We start from the raw sequence: 19,950 nt of genomic DNA on the forward strand, positions 1-19,950 counted from the left end.
GATTTTAGGCGATCTCACCGATTATCTGTTTCTAATTTCTTGTCTGCTTGATTCCAACATCACATTACCCATAGCCGCCACACGCCGGATATCAGCATGCAGGCAAATGCTATTGGCGTTAATACCTTCCAGCAAAGGTTCATCAGCTGGTCTACCCGTAAACGGGGCAATGTCCACCTGATCCACATTTGTACACCAACCAGGCCTATGGTTTTCAGCAGGATCCAAATGATCCCCCAGGCCGTGCCGGTTGTCCAGGTAGCCAACGTTACTGAACCAATATTTGGCAGCGGCGTATTCCAGGCCCCCAGGAACAGGATCACCCCAACCATCGATACCAGGTACATCATGCTGTACTCCGCTAAAAACACCAGCGCAAATTGCAGCCCGGTAAATTCTGTATGAAAGCCAGCTACCAGTTCCGATTCGCCTTCCGGGATATCAAACGGCGCGCGGTTGCTCTCCGCGAGCGAGGCGATAAAATAAATTACAAAGGCAATGATGAGATGCGGTGCCCGGAAGATGTTCCATGACAATATTCCGCCTACATTCGTCACATCCCAATAACCTAAAAACTTAATTTTTTCAGCTGCTAATATACCCTGCTGCATCGCAATATCCTGCAGATTAAGCGTCTGCGCTACCATCACCACGGCTATCAGCGCAAAGCCTGCCGGAATTTCATAGGAGATGATCTGCGCTGCCGACCGCATAGCGCCGAGGATCGCATATTTATTGTTAGATCCCCAGCCCGCCATCAGGATGCCAAGGGTTTCGATAGAGATGATCGCAAAAATGTAATAGAGCCCGATATTGATCTTTGCCGGCAACAAGCCAGGGGCCCAGGGCAAGGCTGCAAAACCTAAATAAACGGCTATAAAAATAATAGCCGGAGCCATCAGGAACAGGATCTTGTCAGCTGCTGCCGGAATAATGAGTTCCTTTTGCACCATTTTTAACATATCTGCCAATACCTGTAAGGAGCCATATTTACCCGTTTCAGTCGGGCCAAGCCGGTTCTGAATAAACGCACTCACCTTACGCTCCGCGTATACGCCAATCATGGTAAACAAGCCCACAAAAGCAAATAAACCGAAGGCAATGAGGAAATATGTAAAGTAAAAATTCAAGTGCGTTTTGCTTTTGCTGCAAACTTAATAAATGCGGGGGATAGTTGACTTTTTTAGTAGTGCTTTTTTGGTTGTGACGATTTTTTGTGAAGGCTAAACCGCAATTTCTCGATATCGTTCAATCCATTGCGCTCATCGGCTAATCTTCCACATCCATCTGCACATCTGAAATCTGCGCATCCGCACATTTACCGCTTACATCCACACTCTCGCTCTTCACTTCGGTACCAAAAAATTGGGACGCATGATGATCGAATTCCGCGGTGTCATCTATGGTGGTATAAAACCTAAGACTCCCTGTTTTGCTGATGTGCTCCTCCATATCGGGGTGGCGTTGGAGGTAGTCAACCAGGCTTGTAGCTACTATATCTCCCTGGGCAACTACGTTTACATGAGCAGGCAACTGCGCTTCTATTTTATCCAGCAAGAGCGGGTAGTGCGTACATGCCAGGAGGATGGTATCAATATTGGCGGATTGCTCTTTTAACTGATCAAGATAATGTTTCACATAGTAGTCTGCACCGGGCTTATCGTACTCGCCATTTTCTATCAGCGGCACCCAAAGCGGGCAGGCTTGCTGGTAAACTTTCAGTTCGGGCGCAAAATGTTCAATCTCTAATAAATACGATCCGCTTTGTACCGTGCCCTTGGTACCTAATACACCGATCTCTTTTGTTTGGGTGTAACTAGCAATTACTTCCGCGGTTGGGCGGATAACGCCCAGCACCCGCCTGTCTGCATGCTCTTTTGGCAAATCCTGCTGCTGTATGGTACGCAGGGCCTTAGCAGATGCCGTATTGCAGGCCAGTATCACCAGCGGGCAGCCTTGCTTAAACATCCATTGCACGCACTCCCAGGTATATTGGTGGATGGTATTGAATGACCGGTTACCATAGGGCGCACGCCCGTTATCGCCCAGATAAATATAATCATAGCCGGGCAATTGACTCACAATTGACCTGAACACGGTTAAACCGCCAATACCTGAATCAAATACGCCTATCGGGCTACCATTTACCATAGTACACAAAAATAAAAAAAGCGCCCCGGTTAAGGGCGCTTTATAAATAATATAAATTCTTATTGAGCTTACTTCAAGCCTAATTTAAGCTTCACAGCAGCCATCAGGTCATCAGCATCAGGTGATACGATCAAATCTGTTTGTGATGAGTTCAATACGTAAGCATAACCTTTTTCTTTAGCAACGGTAGCAATTGCCGCACGTGCTTTATCAACCAATGGCTTGGTTAACTCATTACCTTTAGCTTCTACTTGTTGCTGTGCAGTTGTCTGGTACTCCTGTACCCGTCTGTTTAGGTCGTTAAGTTCACCTTCAGCAACAGTTTTAGCTGCATCTGTCATGGTTGCTCTTTTTTCCTGGTAAGCTTTACCTTTTGTTTGCAACTCGTTGTTCAATGTAGTTAACTGATCTATAAAAGTTTTTTTATAGACATCAATTTGCGAAGAAAGTGTTTTAGTCTCTGGCATAAGGCCTACCAGCTGCTCAAAATTAATATGGCCTATTTTATTCTGGGCCTGGGCAAAGTTGCCTGCAAATAACATTCCTGCTGCAACTAAAGCAACTTTAAATAATTTTTTCATTGTTTTTTTTGTTCTGTTCTGTTGTTTAATAATAGTTCGCGAATTTATATAAAATTTTTATTTGGCAAACACTCCGGGCTTTAATCCTAACCGCGTAATTACATCGTTACTTTTATCATAACGCGGACTAGCATATAGCATGATCACTTCGCTGTTTTTGTCAAAAATCATATCCAGATTGTCGCCTTCGGCAACTGCTTGCACTGCTTTTGACACTTTTTCCTGGATAGGTTTAATCAGCGACGTACTTTTTTTAGCCAGCTCGCCATCAGGTCCAAATTTTTCGCGCTGAAAATCTTTGGCAATCTTTTCTTTGTCTACAATCTCCGCTTCGCGGCGTTTGCGCATATCCGGTGTTAGTAACACCTGGTCGGCCTGGTAGGCTTTATATAAACGGTCAATCTCCTGGAACCGGCCGTCAACTTCTTTTTGCCATTGTTCTGACAATGCTGCAAGTTGCTTTTGCGACGATGCATATTCGGGTACATGTTTCAAAATGTAATCCGAATCCACATAAGCAAAGCGCTGTGCAAATGCCGCTGTAAATGCTGTGAAAGTAAAAAAGAGTACTAATATTATCTTCTTCATATAGTATTGCTGTGCAAATTAATTAAAACCACCGCTTAAGCTTTGTGAGATGGTAAAGTGGATATGCCCTTTGTTAGCATCTGGCTGGCCCGGTATTTTGTCAAAACCGTAACCGTAATCAAGCCCAAGTAAACCAAATATAGGTAAAAATATCCTTGCACCCACACCTACCGAACGACGAACATTAAACGGATTTACCTGGCTAATATTATCCCATACGTTACCGCCTTCGGCAAATGCCAGCATGTAAATTGTTGCCGACTGGCTTGCAATAACCGGGTGCCTCAACTCGAATGTGAATTTGTCGTAAATAGCATTACCCTGGTTGGTATTGGCATTAAAGTTAGATCCTACCGGTACTACCGAGTAATTTTCGTAACCCCTCATACCAATGATATCGGTACCCTGTAAAAACTGGTAGCTCTGCATACCATCACCACCCAGCTTAAAGCGCTCGAACGGAGATGGACCCACTTTGCTGTTGTACTGGCCAAGATAACCAAAACGGGTTTGTGTCATTAATATCAGTTTACCGGTAATTTTGGTGAACCACTGCGCATCAAACTTCACTTTATAGTACTCTACAAAATGGTAGCGTTGCTCAGGTGTTATTACGTTATAATTTAATTTGTTAAATAACGAGTATGGTGGCGTTCCCTGCAGGGTTAACTTAATGTTTGAACCCGAAGTTGGATAAAGCGGAACATCCACCGAGTTACGGCTGAATTCCTGCGTTAACTTAATGTTGTAAGATGTACCATTGTTGAACAGGTAACCGCTGTAGTTATCCAGGTTGTAATGATCAAAGTTTAACGAGTAGTTTAACTGGAAGTAGTTATCCGGCCAGTTCAAGCGCTTACCCAAGGTTATACCCACACCATTGATGCGCAGATTATTGTAGTTAGGGCTAGTTTTTGGATAATACTGACCTGTAGAACTACCCTGTGTATAGGCTGACAATGCAAAGTAAATTGGCTTTTTACCGCCTAACCATGGCTCACTGAAGGTGAACGAAAAGTTTTGGTAGGTACGCCCGCTGGACTGACCTCTTAAGCTCAGTTTCTGGCCGTCACCTTTTGGCAATGGGCGGTATGCTTTGCTGTTAAATATATTACGTAAGGAGAAGTTGTTAAAGGTTAGCCCCAGGGTACCCACCAGCTGCCCGCCGCCGAAACCACCCGAAAGCTCGATCTGATCTGAAGGTTTTTCAACTACGTTGTACACCAAATCAACCGTACCATCTGCAGGGTTAATATTAGTTGGCCTCGGTTCGGTTTTTTGCTCGTCGAAATTACCCAGCTGGCCAATTTCACGCGCACTGCGGATCAATAGTTCCTTGCTAAACTTCTGGCCCGGCTTGGTGCGGATCTCCCGCATAACTACCTTATCGTTGGTAACATCGTTACCTTTTAATATAACCCGGCTAATGGTATACTGCGGCCCTTCATAAATCCTGATATCCAGATCAACTGTATCGTTATGCACACGGGTTTGTACCGGATCAGCATTGAAAGTTAAATAACCATCGTTAAGATAAAGTGATGATACATCATCGTTATTGGGTGTTGGGCCGCTCAGGCGCTTGTTCAGCTCTTCTTCGCTAAATACCTGCCCTTTTTCTATTTGCAGCACACGGGTAAGTACTTCACCAGGGTACCTTGCGTTACCAGAGAATTTAATACCCCCAAAGTAATATTTGTGCCCTTCGTAAATCTTTAATTTAACATCAACAGTTTTGTCATCATGCCTTACCACACTATCGCTAACCAGCTCAGCATCGCGGTAGCCTTTATCCTGCATCTTTTCAACCAGGTTTTGCTTGTCTTCATCGTACTTATCCTGTTTGAATTTTTTCGATCCAAAAAGGTTGTACCAATGGCGGCGGCGGGTTTTGCTCAGGTATTTTCGTAATGCTGCCTGTGAAAAATCCTTGTTACCCTCAAAAGTAACATCATTGATCATCACTTTCCGTTTCTTATCAACAGCAACATCCAATATAACGCTGTTGGCATCACCCGGATCTTTAGTTTGCTTAATATTTACGGTAGTGTATAAGTAACCCTTTTCGTGAAAATGCTTTTTGATAATCGCTGTGGTGGTACTTAGCAAATTCTCGTTTACTATTTTGCCGGTTTTATCGCTCAGCTTTTTAGTAACGTCTTCAATTTCGCCTTTGCGGATACCTGTTAAATGCAGCCTTGATAAACGCGGGCGTTCCACAACGGCAATTTCCAGGTAAATGGTATCCATATTGATGCCGGTAACATTTAAGTGAATGTCATCAAAAAGGCCTTGTTTGTACAGATCTTTTATCACGTTGGCGTTAGCCTCGCCCGGAAGATTGATCTTGTCGCCTTTATTTAATTTAGATATCTGTAGCAATACATCTTTATCTAAATATTTAGCGCCACTAATGGATACACCACCAATAATATAGTCCTTAGGAGTAAGGTAGCTTAAACTATCAGCCGGTATAGATTTTGTAAGCGTAGGGCGCCTTTGACCAGGTATTTGGGCAAGTGCCGCGGTGCCTATAAGAGAGAAAAGAATAGCAAAAAAAACTTTATTCATCCGAATATTTTAGTGGGCTAAAAATAATTTATACAGTTGTTAAAAAGTGTTAAAAGAAAAAATTTAGTTTACCTGCTCGCTAGTCATCCCAAAACGGCGTTCGCGTTTCTGGTAATCAAGTATGGCTTCAAACAGATCTTCGCGCCTGAAGTCGGGCCATAACTTGGTTGTAAAGTAAAGTTCGGCGTAGGCAATTTGCCAAAGCAGGTAGTTACTTATACGGTATTCGCCGCTCGTTCTTATCAAAAGCTCGGGATTTGGCATACCGCCTGTGTATAAATTATCTTCAAACATCGTTTCATCAATATCCTCGGGGTTCAGCTCTCCGCTTTGCACCCTGGTCGCCAATGCTTTGGCAGCATGTACAATTTCACGGCGCGAGCCATAGCTGAGTGCCAGTGTAAGTACAAGCCCTGTGTTTACTGATGTTTTACTTATTGCGTTGTTAAGTTCGCGAAAGCATTTGCCGGGAAGCTGATTCAGATCACCAATGGCTTTCAAGCGCACATTGTTATCCATCAGTTTATTAATCTCCTTATTAATGGTGCTGATCAAAAGCTCCATTATGGCGTTAACTTCAAATGTTGGGCGGCTCCAGTTTTCGGCACTGAAGGTGTAGAGGGTAAGGTATTCAATGCCCAGTTCTCCGGCACCTTCTACCACATCGCGTACAGATAGTACACCGTTATGATGGCCAAACACCCTTAATTTGCCTTTGCCTTTGGCCCATCGGCCATTGCCATCCATAATAACAGCTACGTGGCGCGGCAATCTTTGCAAATCGATCTGATCCTTATAACTCATTTTTAGCGGGGTTTAACAGCCAAAACCGGGCTGTTAAATTCAATAGCTTTGTTAAACAGTAAGTTGTTTGGGGCAAAGCTTTCAATAACTTATGTGTCTTTTTTAAGGTGACAAAGGTAAAACTTACTTTGTATTATTTTAGTATGGAACGAAAAAGAAATAAATGTGGGGTTTACTAACGAAGAGGTATACCCAAATGTTTCCGAAACGTGTATAAAATCGAATTTCTTTAAAATAGTTTGTGTGTTCAAGTTCCGAAATTGCTTTTGTTTTTGACATCGGAATAACAGCTTAATTAAACGGTTTTTAGATGATCAGCGATGGCCTTATGGATAGCTATGAAATAAAAAATAGAATTTATTTTAAGTAGAAATAGCCTGATGTCTGCAGACAATTCAAAAGAATTATCAAAGGTGTTTATTTGACAATTTAGTTTTCGCCGCTGATCTTAACACCATCGCGTATGGCTGCTTCAAGGGTATGGAGATCTATATCTTCCAATTTTTTGAATTTGATGCAATAACCGGTTACACTGGCTTTACCTAACTGCTTCCCGTAGGTTTGAGTTAAATACGTTTTATCGGCAATGCCGAGGATATAGATCGAAATCCCGGTTGTGTTGGCACTCATCCCAATCTGGAAAAAGTCGCGCGTGGTTCCGTTAGCGTATTTAATGGTGTAGTTGCCATAGCCGATACTAGGGTTGCTAACCGCTTTACCATCGCTGTTTGTCCCGTCATCAAACCGCAGCTTAGTTCCGGGCAATATTTGAGTGATAAGCCTATGCAGGTTTTCCATATCGGCACGTTTCGGTTCGGGTTGGCTGCCTATATAATCGTCAATTTGATCGGTTACGGTCATATACTTTAGGTTTAAGATGTGGGTTTATGTAAGCATTATAAACGGATACAATATCGTATTTAAACATGGTTTAGTCAAGCTGTTTCAAACTGCGCCCGTAAGTGCAAAGGCCGGCAGCCGATTGAAAAAATCATATTTGCATGCCAAAGGTATCCCACCTGTACAGGTGTTGTACCTACAGCACAATATTTCTCTTGCTACCGACCTGTGACCCCGATGGGGTCAACTCATCAGTAAACGACATTCAGCGAATTTTCATTTTCGATGCTTAAATCTTGATGGTAAAAAATGCCGAAGCTTTTCCGGGGCAAAGGATAACTTCATACCTTAATTATTGCGGCAATTTCAACTGGTCTTTGCCCGGACTAGCAGCGAACAAAAAAAGCCGCAAGCCAAAGGCTGCGGCGCTACGGTAATATGACAGGGTTTAGTAGGCTTGTTTATCCTTTAGCAGGCTGATGTCCTTCGCTCCGATGTCGGCGATAGCATATTGGCTCACATTGCTGATGTTTAACTCATCAAGCGTGTTCACCAGGTTTTCGTAAATGGAACTTTCGGCAGGTTTAATGATCACGAGCATGGTTTTGCCCGTAGTTTGCGATACGTAGGTACGGGTATTCATGATTGCATGGCGCAAACCGTCTCTGGTGTAATTGGTCAATGTTGCTGCGATAATGGGTTTATCGGCCAAACCCAGGTAGTACATCGCCTGGTTATTTTCCCCAAGGCATATCGTCATCGTTCGTGATGCCGCCTCGCCACCCGGCTCATCCCCTACCGGCATGGTCAGATCCATTACCCGGGGTTTGCTAAGCGTGGTCGTCAGCATAAAAAAAGTGATCAGCAGGAAGGCTAGATCAACCATTGCAGTAAGATCTACGCGAAGAGCCTTCTTTTGAGAGCGCACTTTGCTGCCTTGTTTTTCCGGGGAGGTGTTTAATTCGGCCATGACTTTTGGTTTTAAGTGAAACAATTGATTTGATTACTCAACGTATAAAAATACAATATTATTTGTTAAAACCAAATTATATTCTGTATATAATAATTATAGTAAAATATAATTATTAATAAATCCAATTTAACAGTCTCAATTTATGTTAGCCAAAGGAGTACCGATCTACAAGAACCCTCCGAGACCTATAAAATAAAACGGGCCTGCGATTTTGCCGCAAGCCCGTCATTTTACATTTAAACTAAATAGTATTACAGTGCCTTCACCCTGATATTTTTAAAATAGGCCTTATGTCCATGATCCTGCAATGCAATGCGGCCAATCTGCGCTATCCCATATTCGGGATGGTCCTTCCATTTTCCTTTCGCTTTTTTACTAAGCCAGTCATCACTCCAGGCGGTGAATTCCACAATTTTTTTGCCGTTTAACCAATGTTCTACATGCCCGCGGTTAAAAATGATCTTACTGCTATTCCACTGGCCTACCGGCATTATTTTTTTATCACTATTGGGTACGGTCATCGCATAATCTGCGCCGGTTTTTTGCCACTCTTCCAAAATATCAGGCACCCAATTGATGTCATCTATGATCTGGTACTCAGGGCCGGTTAAATAAGTGCCTGCATATTTGGGGTCTTCCACCACATGGTAAAGCACCCCACTATTACTCCCCTTATCTATCTTCCATTGCCACTCCAGTTCAAAATTATCATACTGTGCATCGGTTACAATATCCCCGCCGGTATCCGTACCCTTGATACTGCCAAGGCAAACCAGCGCACCGTTTTCAACTTCCCAGTTTTTAACGAGGCTCTTTTTGTTATAACCATGCCAGCCCTGCAGGTCCTTCCCGTTAAAAAGGCTTACCCATTCGCTTTTTTTAGTCTGCGCCTTTTTAGTTGGGGCAGGCTTCATCGTTCTGGATGCAAAGGTTTGCGCACCGGCCAGGCAGGTTAATGCCGCCGCAAGGCTTAATATGGTAATCGGATTTCTCATTTATCTGTGAAGATTAGGATTTGATCGTTTTCATTTTTTCAGGATCCCAAAACATCGGCGCATTCTTAAAATAACTATCGTTACAAAGCAGCGCAGGTGCCGCGGCACGATAGCCAAATATGGCATCTTCGGTTACCTTGCCACCATTGCGCACAGCGGTGATGAAGTTATTCATATGGTCATACGGGCCACCCAGGTAACCTTTCTCGGCATCGTAGGTGATCTGCTCCGGCGGAAGCATCATTTTACGCCCCCCGGTAGCCTGCCCCATCTGTTTCATCTTCTCGATGTAAAACGGATCGGTGTTATCGATTGATTTGTTGCGTTTAAGGGTAACACTATCCCAGGTAATATCCATTGAGCCTTCGCTGCCTACTAATTTAAGGTAGGTGGTGCCACTGGTACCATCTACAAAGTTACAACGCAGTGATAAATTGAAGGCCGGGTGGGCCGCTGCTTTGGCATAATCAAATGTACCCAGTAAAACATCAGGTACTTCGCGGCCATCGTTCCAATAGCGTAACCCGCCCGAAGCATAGATCTTATTAGGACCCATAGACCCGGTTATGAAGTGCAGGCTGCTAAACAAATGCACAAATAAATCTCCCGCCATCCCTGTACCGTAGTCGGTATAGTTTCTCCAGCGGAAAAACCGTTTGCTATCAAACGGCCTTTTTGGCGCATTACTGATGTAAGTTTCCCAATCTACCGTTTGGGTTGATGCATCCTCGGGGATTGGATACTGCCAAACCTCCACCGCACCACGTCGCGCCCAAAAACCTTCGGCATAATTTAACTCGCCTATAGCACCACTCTTTAACAGTTCCCTGGCTTTTTCATTACCCAATGAAGAAACACCCTGGCTGCCTACCTGGAACACTTTGCCGGTTTCCTGCTGTGCCTTAATTACCGCAGGGCCTTCCATCACCGAGTGTACCATTGGTTTTTCACAGTAAACATGTTTACCGGCATGCATGGCATCAACCGAGATTTGCTGGTGCCAATGATCTGGCGTGGCTATGATCACCGCATCAATATCCTTGCGGTTAAGAATTTCTTTGTAAACTTTAGTAGTGAAAATATCAGCGCCCCATTTGGATTTGGCATCTTTCAACCGGCCATCATACAAATCGCAAACCGCAACCAGCTTTACACCCGGTATTTGCAGGGCTGTATTCGTATCAGATGTACCCATACCTCCGGCACCTATCAAGGCAATATTTACCTGGCTGTTTGCACCAATGCGGTTATATTCCTGCTTGAGATAGTGAAAACTGCCGATATTATCGGCGGCGATCAAATTACTGCCAACGGTTGCGGCTACCGTTGTTGTAGCCAGCTTTTTAAGAAACCCTCTCCTCGAGGCTTCGTTATTTTCTTTCATATAGGATAAATTAGTCAGGTTTTAAGGTACGACTACCAGCAGGCAAGATATAAATTTATTTAAATAGTTCATAGCAGAACCGGTAGCGGCACAGCAGTGCGCCACAGGTACCGCTATTAATTATTTGCCTAAACGGGATGAATGGTTAGGCCGATCTTACAGGTTAAATCATCGCTCAGAAAACGCAACTTCAATTTTGTAGCAAGTATTAGAGCAACCCCGATGTAAAGCTACCAGCGACTATAAAAACTCAGGCATTGATCAGGAATATTGACCAGATTTATGTCCATTCTTCGGGCGTATTCGTGTTCCAAAAGTGTTTCAAAATGTTGTTCCATGTAGCTTTACAACACCTAGCTGTTTATTTTATAATACACTAAAGATAAACCACTTGCAAATTTCACCTCAACAACAGGGATGTTCCAATCTGTTCCACCATAACTTCACAACTAACTGAATATCAGCGTAATTTGTATTCATGGTGTTCCACATTTCAAATGTGGAACAAGCTGCCCCAAATACCAATTACTATCCACAATTGACTATGGTGTAAATGAGTTATCTTTGCCACCCATACAACACAATGAGCAAAATCGTAACACCATACCAGGATCAGCAGGGCACCAAAAAAGAGCAGGTTGCCGATATGTTTAATAACATTTCCAAAACTTATGATTTTTTAAATCATTTCATGTCACTGGGGATCGATATCATCTGGCGCAAAAAAGCCATTAACGAATTAAAAGCGGACAAACCCCAGCTCATCCTGGATGTAGCAACCGGCACCGGTGACTTTGCATTTGAGGCGCTCAAGATCTTAAAACCAAAAAAGATCATCGGCGTAGACATTTCCCGCGGCATGCTTGATATTGCTGATCAGAAGATCCTCAAACGCCGCCTTTCTGATAAGTTTGAAGTAAAATTAGGCGATTCTGAAAAACTACCTTTCGGGGCAAATGAATTCGACGCGGTAACTGTAGCCTATGGTGTGCGCAACTTTGAGAATTTAGGCGATGGCCTGGCCGATATTCACCGGGTATTGAAACCGGGCGGCAAAGCGGTGGTGCTGGAGTTTTCTAAACCTAAAGTTTTCCCTGTTAAGCAGCTGTACGCGTTTTACTTTAACTATGTTACACCTGGTATTGGCAAGATCTTTAGTAAAGATGCACGGGCTTACACCTACCTGCCAGAATCGGTTGCGGCTTTCCCGGATGGGGTAGCTTTTACCAATATGATGATTAAGGCTGGTTTTAAAAATACGAAAGCAAGGCCTTTGGCGTTTGGTATTTGTTCCATCTATACCGGGATTAAATGATTTTACGTTACGTAGCAGTAGTATTGATATTAATGTGTTGCAGCGCGGCGTTGCGTGCCCAGCAATTTTCACCTGCCTGGGGTGGCGGCGCAGACGAAACCGATCTAAGTTTCGGCTTTAGTTTTTCCTATGTGGGCAGCGATTTTAAAATAGTAAAACAACCCAACTGGCGGTCGCCTTTTGTGGATCCTGAAACGCAAAGAAACGTAACGGATTCCCTTACCAGCATCAGTTCTAACACGACTCCGGGTTTTGGCGTTGGCTTTATTACCCGCTACCGCCTGACCGATCATCTTGAAATACGCACAACACCCTCGCTGATCTTCGCCGATAGAAAACTGCGCTACACTTTCAAAAATACGGCCGAACCCATAGATAAGCCGGTGCAAACCACCACTGTTGACCTACCCCTGCAGATGAAGCTAAAATCCGACCGGGTGGGCAACCTGCGGGCGTATTTGCTTGGTGGCATTAAATACTCTGGCACCATTGGCGGTAAAAAAGATAATGCAAATACGGCCCCGATAGAACGCATCGTTAAAAATGTGAAAGGTTATTCGTCGTACGAAGCAGGCTTTGGCTTTGATATCTATTTTGAATATTTTAAACTTTCACCAGAGATAAAAGTAACCAATACGTTTGGTAACCTGCTGGTACCGGAAAATCAGCCGTTCTCATCTCCCATCAGCAAATTATCACTGCATACGATAATGTTTAGTTTGTATTTCGAATAATTAGCTGTCTGCATCAACATCCACCTGTAAAAAAGTTTTTAGAACCCGTACTTGCTATATTTTCCAAGTTCTAAAATTCTGATTCGGCCATATGCGAAAATAAAAACATAATTTCGCTGCCGATAGTTACCTATGTCTATGGCTAAAATTGCATTAATCACAGGCGCTACCTCCGGAATTGGGGAAGCTTGTGCACATATCTTTGCCCGCGAGGGTTACAACCTCATACTCACCGGTCGCCGTACGGAGCGTTTAGAGCTTCTTGCTGGTCAATTGAATGATCAGCACAATGTTGAAGTGGCAGTTTCGTGCTTTGATATACGCAACCGTGCTGAGGTGGTTGAAAATCTTGATGGTTTACCTGCCGAATGGAAACAGATTGATGTATTAGTGAATAACGCTGGTTTAAGCCAAGGCCTGGATCCCATTAACAAGGGCAGCTTCGATGATTGGGACACCATGATAGACACCAACATTAAAGGCCTGCTTTACGTAAGCAAAGTGGTTAGCAACTGGATGATAGAAAATGGCTTTGGGCACATCATCAATATAGGCTCTATTGCCGGCAAAGAAGTTTATCCTAACGGGAATGTTTACTGTGCTACCAAGCATGCTGTTGAAGCGTTGAACCAGGGCATGCGTTTGGATCTCCTGAACCACGGTATTAAAGTTACCGCCGTACACCCTGGTGCTGTGGAAACAGAATTTTCTGAAGTACGCTTTAAGGGCGATAAAGACCGCGCTAAAAAAGTGTATGATGGTTTTGAACCACTAATAGCGAAGGATATTGCGGAAACCATTTGGTTTGTAGCCTCCCGCCCGGCACATGTAAATATTAATGATATTGTTGTGATGCCAACCGCACAGGCATCGGCAACTTCTATATTCAGGAAATAATTTGCAGATTTCAGATGTGCTGATATGCAAATTGAAAGTATAAGCTGAAAATAAAATAACTCATTTACTAAATCAATAATTCTCAATTAAAACCTATGTCACTCATAACCCAAATAGACCAGGATATAAAACAAGCTATGCTGGCAAAACAGGCAGATCGTTTACGCGGGCTGCGCGCTATCAAATCGGCATTGCTGCTGGCTAAAACAGAAAAAGGAGCCGCCGAGGATCTAACATCCGAAGCAGAAATTAAAGTGCTGCAAAAGCTTATTAAACAACGCAAGGAATCAGCAGATATATATAAAGCCCAAAACAGAGAAGATCTGTACGAAGTAGAAATGGCGGAGATGTATGTAATAGAGCCCTATTTGCCTCAGCAGATGAGCAAATTTGAAATAGAGGGTTATATTCAGGAAGTTATTGAACGGCTTGGAGTAACATCAGTAAAAGATATGGGCCGGGTTATGGGGGTTGCCAATAAAGAGCTTGCGGGCCGGGCAGATGGCAAAACGGTATCTGAAGTTGTTAAACAACTGTTGGGATAATTTATATATTAAAATTGTTGCATCTAAAACCTATTAATTTAAATTTACCGTGGTAAATATAACTTTTCAGACTAAAATTGAAAACGGTCTGCATTGGTTTAAAGCTGCATTTTAAGAAGCTGATATGGATTTTGTACTGAAAGAAGAAAAGGGTTTTAAATATTTAGAACAAGGCGAAGGCGAGCCGTTGCTGCTTTTACATGGCCTGATGGGAGCCCTGAGCAACTGGGAACAGGTAATTGAAGAGTTTAGTCCGCACTATAGGGTTATCATTCCAATTCTGCCTATTTTCGAGCTGCCACTGTTAACTACCGGGGTAAAGGCCCTGTCCAAATTTGTACACAAGTTCATCAAGTTTAAAAAACTTACCAGGGTAACGCTGCTGGGCAATTCTCTTGGCGGGCACGTTGGCTTAATTTACGTATTATCACACCCCGGTTATGTAAAAGCTCTGGTATTAACCGGAAGTTCGGGTTTATATGAAAACGCGTTCGGGGGATCTTTCCCGCGACGCGAGAACTACGAATTTATAAAGGAAAGGGTTCAATACACATTTTACGACCCTGCCGTGGCCACTAAAGAAATGGTAGACGAAGTTTATGCTGATATTAACGACCGTACAAAAGTGCTCAGAATACTGGCGATGGCAAAATCTGCTATTCGCCATAATATGAAAGCCGACTTACGCAAGATAACGATGCCAGTTGCGTTAATATGGGGAAGAGATGATAAAATCACTCCTCCCGAGGTTGCGGTTGAATTTAACCAATTATTGCCAAATTCGTATTTGTACTGGATTGACAAATGCGGACATGCACCAATGATGGAACACCCGCAGGAGTTTAATAAGTACCTTACGTTATTTTTGGATAAACTAAAACAATAAATATGCTTGCAATTGACATGGTTGCCGACGCGATCCCACCGGTGCACACTTCTGATACCGTACAGAAGGTGTTTGACCGTATGGCGGAATTCCGCGTGCGCCATTTGCCAATTGTAAACGAAGAGCAGTTTTTGGGACTTGTATCTGAAGATGACCTGATAGAAGAACCAGACTATAATACCCAGATTGGTGCCCTTAACCTTTCGCTGGTAAATCCTTATGTTTTGGAGGAGCAGCACATTTACGACGTGATCCGGTTGTTTTACGAGCAGGACCTGAGCGTAGTGCCGGTGCTGGATGCCAAAAAAGATTACCTGGGGCTGATTTCTATTAACGCCATGAATGAATACTTTGCCCAACTTACGTCGGTAAGCCAGCCGGGCGGTATTATTGTTTTGGAGATCAGCAATAAGAACAACTCGTTGGCGCATATGTCGCAGATTGTGGAATCGGATAATGCACAGGTGCTGAGTTCATACACGCGCACCTTTCCTGATAGCACCCGCATGGAGATAACACTTAAAGTGAACAAACAGGATATCTCCAACATCCTGGCAACTTTTCTCCGGTACGAGTATGATGTAAAAGCTACTTTCAACTTTACAGATCATAACGATAACGCGAAAGACCGGTTCGATTCATTTATGAATTATTTGAATTTGTAGCGAATTCCGGGCTCGTTTTCTCAAATAAATCGAGTAGCTGTTTCATCCGGCGAATGCGAATCACCTGAATCAAGTTTAACATTGATAGTCAGGTACTTAACTATTTAGATGAAACACTTTGGAATAGCCCTGTTGTTTATTTAAACGGGTTTAAATACTGATTTAAAAAGCTTTATGTAAATATACAAATTTGAACAAAATTGCGGTGGAACACCATTTTGGAACACAGTTGTAACACTCCCGGGCACTGCTTCAAGCTAAATTACATCAACCATTTTTTAGCTTCTTCACATCAAGTTCTAAACAACATCTCCTTTGCCATCCTATTTTGTTAGCTTTGCGGCCCCTACCATCTTAACCATACCCATGAAAAATTTCTTTTTCCTGCTTATTCCTGTTGTAATTTTTACGTCCTGCCAGCGCAATGCCGATAAGCCCGAAACTAAAAAACTAAACAAGCTGGCTGCAGAATATGTGCGCCTCGGCCTTACTATAGGCCATTACGATAAAGATTTTGTGGATGCTTATTACGGGCCGGATTCGCTTAAAGCAAAAGACACAACGGCAGCTGAATTCCCGAGGGATAGCCTGCTGGCATCGGTAAACAGCCTGATGAACGAAGTGAAAGATATGGCCGCATCTGCACAGGTAGACTCTAACAAATTGCGGGCAAACTGGATCTATGATCAACTCATCGCATTCGGTGGCCGCATCAAGATCTATGGTGGCGAATACAGCACTTTCGATCAGGAATCTAAACAATTGTTTGGCGTAACCGCGCCGGTAAATACCGAGGATTATTTTAAAGGACAACTTACTCTGCTGGATAGCCTGCTGCCGGGCAAGGGTAATGTGAATGACCGTTTCCAGAAGCTGGCCAATAAATTTATTATACCAAAGGACAAATTGGAACCGGTGATGAAAGCCGCCATTGCCGAATCGCGCAAGCGCACTTTGGCGCACTACCAGTTACCCGTGGGTGAATCTTTCGCCCTGGAGTTTGTTACCAACAAACCCTGGAACGGCTACAACTGGTACAAAGGCAAATACCAAAGCGTGATCCAGATCAATACCGATCTGAAGATCTTCATCGATCGCGCCATAGATGTGGGCAGTCATGAAAGTTACCCCGGACACCATGTATATAATATGCTTTTGGAAAAAAACCTATACCACGACAGGGGTTATGTGGAACTTTCTATGTACCCGCTGTTCAGTCCGCAATCTCTGATTGCCGAAGGCAGCGCCAATTACGGCATCGAGGTGGCCTTCCCCGGAGATGAAAAAGTAAAATTTGCAAAAAGTATATTGCTGCCCCTTGCTGGTTTGGATACGGCAGGCATCGATCTATACTTTAAGGCGCTTGCTATTAAAGGCACCCTTAACTATGCCCGTAACGAAGCTGCCCGTGGCTTAATCAACGATAACTGGAGCCAGAGTAAGGCCCGCACCTATCTTAAAAAATACTGCCTGATGAATGATGAAACAGCAGATAAGTCGGTAAGCTTTATCAAAAAATACCGCAGCTATGTTATCAATTACAATTATGGCCTCGACCTGGTTAAACGGCATATTGAAAAAAATGGCGGCTCTGCTAAAAACCCTGCAAAACGCTGGGAGCTATTTGGTAATCTTTTGAGCAACGAAGTTACCATGGACGAACTGGCGAAGTAATAATTTTTTCAGCGTCCTTGCGAGAGCCTCGCAAGGACGTCTGTTAAAGCATTACCTCCTCGGTGCGTAAATAATAATGCAGGCCCCCAAAACGGCGATACAAGCACCGATGATATCATATTTATCGGGTTTAAAGCCATCCACTTTCCAGGCCCATACCAGCGCCATGGCAATAAAGATGCCGCCGTAGGTTGCATACACCCGCCCGAAGCTGGCGGTTTGCCAGGTGGCCACCACGCCGTATAAAACCAATATCAACCCGCCTGCAATACCATACCAAAGCGGCTTATCAGATTTTAGCCAGAGCCACAGCAAGTAACCACCACCAATTTCGCAAAGGCCGGCAAGGAGGAAAAGGGACAAAGATTTAAGCACATTCAATACCATCTTCTAATATAGAGATTTATCTGATTGCTCCGCGTTAATGATAGCAACGGATACCGGCCCTGCGCTTAATGCCTGCAGGCGTATGAGTGGATAGCATGGGCCGAAGGCAACGCCCAAATTAATGACGACTAAGGCTGTTACCACATCAACACCTTTCTAATTAAATTGCCCCACACTTATTTAAAACAATATTGCCACTGTTTACATTCAATATTCGATATTCGTGTTTTTTAAACGATGAAGATAGCAATATACGGAAGGCAGTTTAACGACCCACAGGTATTCCCTTACATAAGGCAGGTGTTTGATATATTGGTGCTGCACAAGGTTGAGATTTACATCCACTATCAGTTTAATGATTATTTGCAGGGCAATGTGGATACTGCGCCTTTTAACGTGCTGAAGCCTACCGACGCTATTAAAGATTTTATAGATGTTTTCATCACCATTGGTGGCGACGGTACCTTGCTGGATATGGTTACCGTGATTCGCGATAGTGGCGTGCCGGTTATCGGCATCAACTTTGGCCGGTTAGGCTTTTTGGCCAGTATCAACAAGAACGATATCGGAGCGGCCATACATGCCGTAGTAAACAAGGAATACACACTGGACAGCCGCGAATTACTTGTTATCGACTCGGACCAAAAGATTTTTGGTGAAGATAATTTTGCGCTGAATGACGTAACCATCCATAAGCGCGATGACTCGGCCATGATCACCACACATGTATCGCTCAACAATGAGTTCCTGAACTCTTACTGGGGCGATGGCATCATCATCTCTACCTCTACCGGGTCTACAGCTTACTCGCTTAGCTGTGGCGGCCCTATTATTTTCCCGCAATCCAACAGTATCGCCCTCACGCCGGTATCACCTCATAACTTAAATGTAAGGCCAATTATTTTACCGGATGATAGTAAGCTATCGTTCGAGGTGGAATGCCGGGGAACCAACTACATCATTTCTTGCGACAGCCGTACTGCCGTTATTGATAAAACAATGCAATTTAGGGTGCGCAAGGCCGATTTTAAACTGAATTTGATTCGCCTGAATAATGAAAGCTATTTACAAACGTTAAGAACTAAATTATTATGGGGACTTGACGCCCGTAATTACTAATTACTACGGATGCTGAAATTCTGTGCGGCTTTATTACTTACTTTTTTTGCTTTAACTGCACGCGCCCAAACGTGGGAAATTGGCGGAGCACTGGGTGTAGCCGGATACGTTGGCGACTTAAATCCAAACCCCATTAAACCAAGCCGGGAGTCTGCCGGAATATTTGTTAAGCGGAATTTTAACGGTTACCTGGGGCTTAAATTGGCTTATCAGTATTACAGGATTGTTGGTGCCGATAGTACATCTGGCGATGCGCAAATTCAAAACCGTAATTTAAGTTTCACAGACGGATTAAAGGAGCTTAGTTTAAGGGCCGAATTCAACTTTATGAAGTTTATCCCCGATGTATCCAAGAGCCGGTATACCCCCTATGTTTATCTGGGCTTGGGCTTCACCACCTTTGTTCCGCATACCAGATATGAAGGCATAGAGGTATCGTTGCAAAATCTGCGCACCGAGGGACAAACCGAAGGATATAGGACCAATACTGTAGTGATACCTTATGGCGCCGGCTTTAAATATAATTTTAGCGGCAAATGGACGGTTGGGGCAGAATTAGGATATCGATATACATTTACCGATTACCTGGACGATGTAAGCGGATCCTATGCCGATAAATCAAAGCTGTCCAGTCCGTTATCGGTAGTTTTGTCTGATCGGACCGGCGATCGCACGGGTATTTACACCGGTTCGGCCGGTTCACAACGCGGAGACTTGCGAAAAAAGGACATCTATGGATTTTTCGGCTTTACCATATCCTACACCTTTGTAACGGCTAAATGCTATTACGAGGAGTAGACAAATTAGCAAGTTTTTTAGCAGGCACATAAAAAGCAAAGCC

The 19,950-nt window shown here is 43.6% G+C and carries 21 protein-coding genes; 10 read left to right on the forward strand and 11 right to left on the reverse strand.

Features of this window, described 5'->3' with window-relative positions; all coding sequences use genetic code 11:
* Positions 1-59 precede the first annotated feature (59 nt).
* The 7 genes from A0256_21870 to A0256_21900 form a co-directional block, all read right to left on the reverse strand.
* Entirely contained in the window at positions 60-1,130 is a 1,071-nt protein-coding gene (locus A0256_21870; GenBank protein AMR33900.1) for an NADH-quinone oxidoreductase subunit H, read from the reverse strand.
* Between the two features lie 139 nt (positions 1,131-1,269).
* The gene (locus tag A0256_21875; GenBank protein AMR33901.1) at positions 1,270-2,151 is read right to left on the reverse strand and encodes a glutamate racemase; all 882 of its coding nucleotides are present in this window, start codon (positions 2,149-2,151) and stop codon (positions 1,270-1,272) included.
* 68 nt (positions 2,152-2,219) lie between these two features.
* Positions 2,220-2,732, reverse strand: coding sequence for a hypothetical protein (locus A0256_21880; GenBank protein ID AMR33902.1), 513 nt, complete (start codon positions 2,730-2,732; stop codon positions 2,220-2,222).
* A 57-nt stretch (positions 2,733-2,789) separates the two neighbouring features.
* Entirely contained in the window at positions 2,790-3,320 is a 531-nt protein-coding gene (locus A0256_21885) for a hypothetical protein (GenBank protein AMR33903.1), read from the reverse strand.
* 18 nt (positions 3,321-3,338) lie between these two features.
* The gene (locus tag A0256_21890; protein ID AMR33904.1) at positions 3,339-5,891 is read right to left on the reverse strand and encodes an outer membrane protein assembly factor BamA; all 2,553 of its coding nucleotides are present in this window, start codon (positions 5,889-5,891) and stop codon (positions 3,339-3,341) included.
* Positions 5,892-5,954: 63 nt separating this feature from the next.
* Positions 5,955-6,695 carry an isoprenyl transferase gene (locus A0256_21895; GenBank protein AMR33905.1) on the reverse strand — a complete coding sequence of 247 codons (741 nt, stop codon included), beginning with the start codon at positions 6,693-6,695 and terminating at the stop codon, positions 5,955-5,957.
* Positions 6,696-7,124: 429 nt separating this feature from the next.
* Positions 7,125-7,556: a hypothetical protein gene (locus A0256_21900; GenBank protein ID AMR33906.1), complete on the reverse strand. Its 432-nt coding sequence runs from the start codon at positions 7,554-7,556 to the stop codon at positions 7,125-7,127.
* 16 nt (positions 7,557-7,572) lie between these two features.
* Between A0256_21900 and A0256_21905 the strand changes: the two genes are divergently transcribed.
* Positions 7,573-7,767 (forward strand): hypothetical protein, encoded by a 195-nt coding sequence (locus A0256_21905; GenBank protein AMR33907.1) that lies wholly within the window; start codon positions 7,573-7,575, stop codon positions 7,765-7,767.
* Positions 7,768-7,983: 216 nt separating this feature from the next.
* Here A0256_21905 and A0256_21910 read toward each other — a convergent pair whose 3' ends face one another.
* The 3 genes from A0256_21910 to A0256_21920 form a co-directional block, all read right to left on the reverse strand.
* Entirely contained in the window at positions 7,984-8,505 is a 522-nt protein-coding gene (locus tag A0256_21910) for a hypothetical protein (protein AMR33908.1), read from the reverse strand.
* A gap of 254 nt (positions 8,506-8,759) precedes the next feature.
* Positions 8,760-9,503 (reverse strand): glycosyl hydrolase, encoded by a 744-nt coding sequence (locus A0256_21915; protein AMR33909.1) that lies wholly within the window; start codon positions 9,501-9,503, stop codon positions 8,760-8,762.
* 13 nt (positions 9,504-9,516) lie between these two features.
* Complete coding sequence (locus A0256_21920; protein ID AMR33910.1) at positions 9,517-10,887, reverse strand: oxidoreductase; 1,371 nt, start codon at positions 10,885-10,887, stop codon at positions 9,517-9,519.
* A gap of 583 nt (positions 10,888-11,470) precedes the next feature.
* On the opposite strand from A0256_21920, the gene A0256_21925 reads away from it, so the two are divergent.
* The 7 genes from A0256_21925 (at position 11,471) to A0256_21955 (ending at position 17,603) form a co-directional block, all read left to right on the forward strand.
* Positions 11,471-12,202, forward strand: coding sequence for a bifunctional demethylmenaquinone methyltransferase/2-methoxy-6-polyprenyl-1,4-benzoquinol methylase (locus tag A0256_21925; GenBank protein AMR33911.1), 732 nt, complete (start codon positions 11,471-11,473; stop codon positions 12,200-12,202).
* Positions 12,199-12,936: a porin gene (locus A0256_21930; protein ID AMR33912.1), complete on the forward strand. Its 738-nt coding sequence runs from the start codon at positions 12,199-12,201 to the stop codon at positions 12,934-12,936. The genes A0256_21925 and A0256_21930 overlap by 4 nt, the downstream gene beginning before the upstream one ends.
* A 138-nt stretch (positions 12,937-13,074) precedes the next feature.
* Positions 13,075-13,833 (forward strand): NAD(P)-dependent oxidoreductase, encoded by a 759-nt coding sequence (locus tag A0256_21935; GenBank protein ID AMR33913.1) that lies wholly within the window; start codon positions 13,075-13,077, stop codon positions 13,831-13,833.
* Positions 13,834-13,928: 95 nt separating this feature from the next.
* A complete protein-coding gene (locus tag A0256_21940; protein AMR33914.1) occupies positions 13,929-14,378 on the forward strand; it encodes a glutamyl-tRNA amidotransferase in 450 nt (149 codons plus the stop codon).
* Positions 14,379-14,502: 124 nt separating this feature from the next.
* Entirely contained in the window at positions 14,503-15,264 is a 762-nt protein-coding gene (locus A0256_21945; GenBank protein ID AMR33915.1) for an alpha/beta hydrolase, read from the forward strand.
* A gap of 2 nt (positions 15,265-15,266) precedes the next feature.
* On the forward strand, positions 15,267-15,929 hold the full coding sequence (locus A0256_21950; protein AMR33916.1) for a CBS domain-containing protein: 663 nt from the start codon (positions 15,267-15,269) through the stop codon (positions 15,927-15,929).
* 366 nt (positions 15,930-16,295) lie between these two features.
* Positions 16,296-17,603: a hypothetical protein gene (locus A0256_21955; GenBank protein ID AMR33917.1), complete on the forward strand. Its 1,308-nt coding sequence runs from the start codon at positions 16,296-16,298 to the stop codon at positions 17,601-17,603.
* A gap of 51 nt (positions 17,604-17,654) precedes the next feature.
* On the opposite strand, the gene A0256_21960 is transcribed toward A0256_21955, so the two are convergent.
* Complete coding sequence (locus A0256_21960; GenBank protein AMR33918.1) at positions 17,655-17,990, reverse strand: hypothetical protein; 336 nt, start codon at positions 17,988-17,990, stop codon at positions 17,655-17,657.
* A 237-nt stretch (positions 17,991-18,227) separates the two neighbouring features.
* On the opposite strand from A0256_21960, the gene ppnK reads away from it, so the two are divergent.
* Positions 18,228-19,109 (forward strand): NAD kinase, encoded by an 882-nt coding sequence (gene ppnK, locus A0256_21965; GenBank protein AMR33919.1) that lies wholly within the window; start codon positions 18,228-18,230, stop codon positions 19,107-19,109.
* 9 nt (positions 19,110-19,118) lie between these two features.
* Positions 19,119-19,907 carry a hypothetical protein gene (locus tag A0256_21970; GenBank protein ID AMR33920.1) on the forward strand — a complete coding sequence of 263 codons (789 nt, stop codon included), beginning with the start codon at positions 19,119-19,121 and terminating at the stop codon, positions 19,905-19,907.
* Positions 19,908-19,950 lie beyond the last annotated feature (43 nt).

The organism is Mucilaginibacter sp. PAMC 26640 (assembly GCA_001596135.1).
Taxonomy (GTDB): domain Bacteria; phylum Bacteroidota; class Bacteroidia; order Sphingobacteriales; family Sphingobacteriaceae; genus Mucilaginibacter.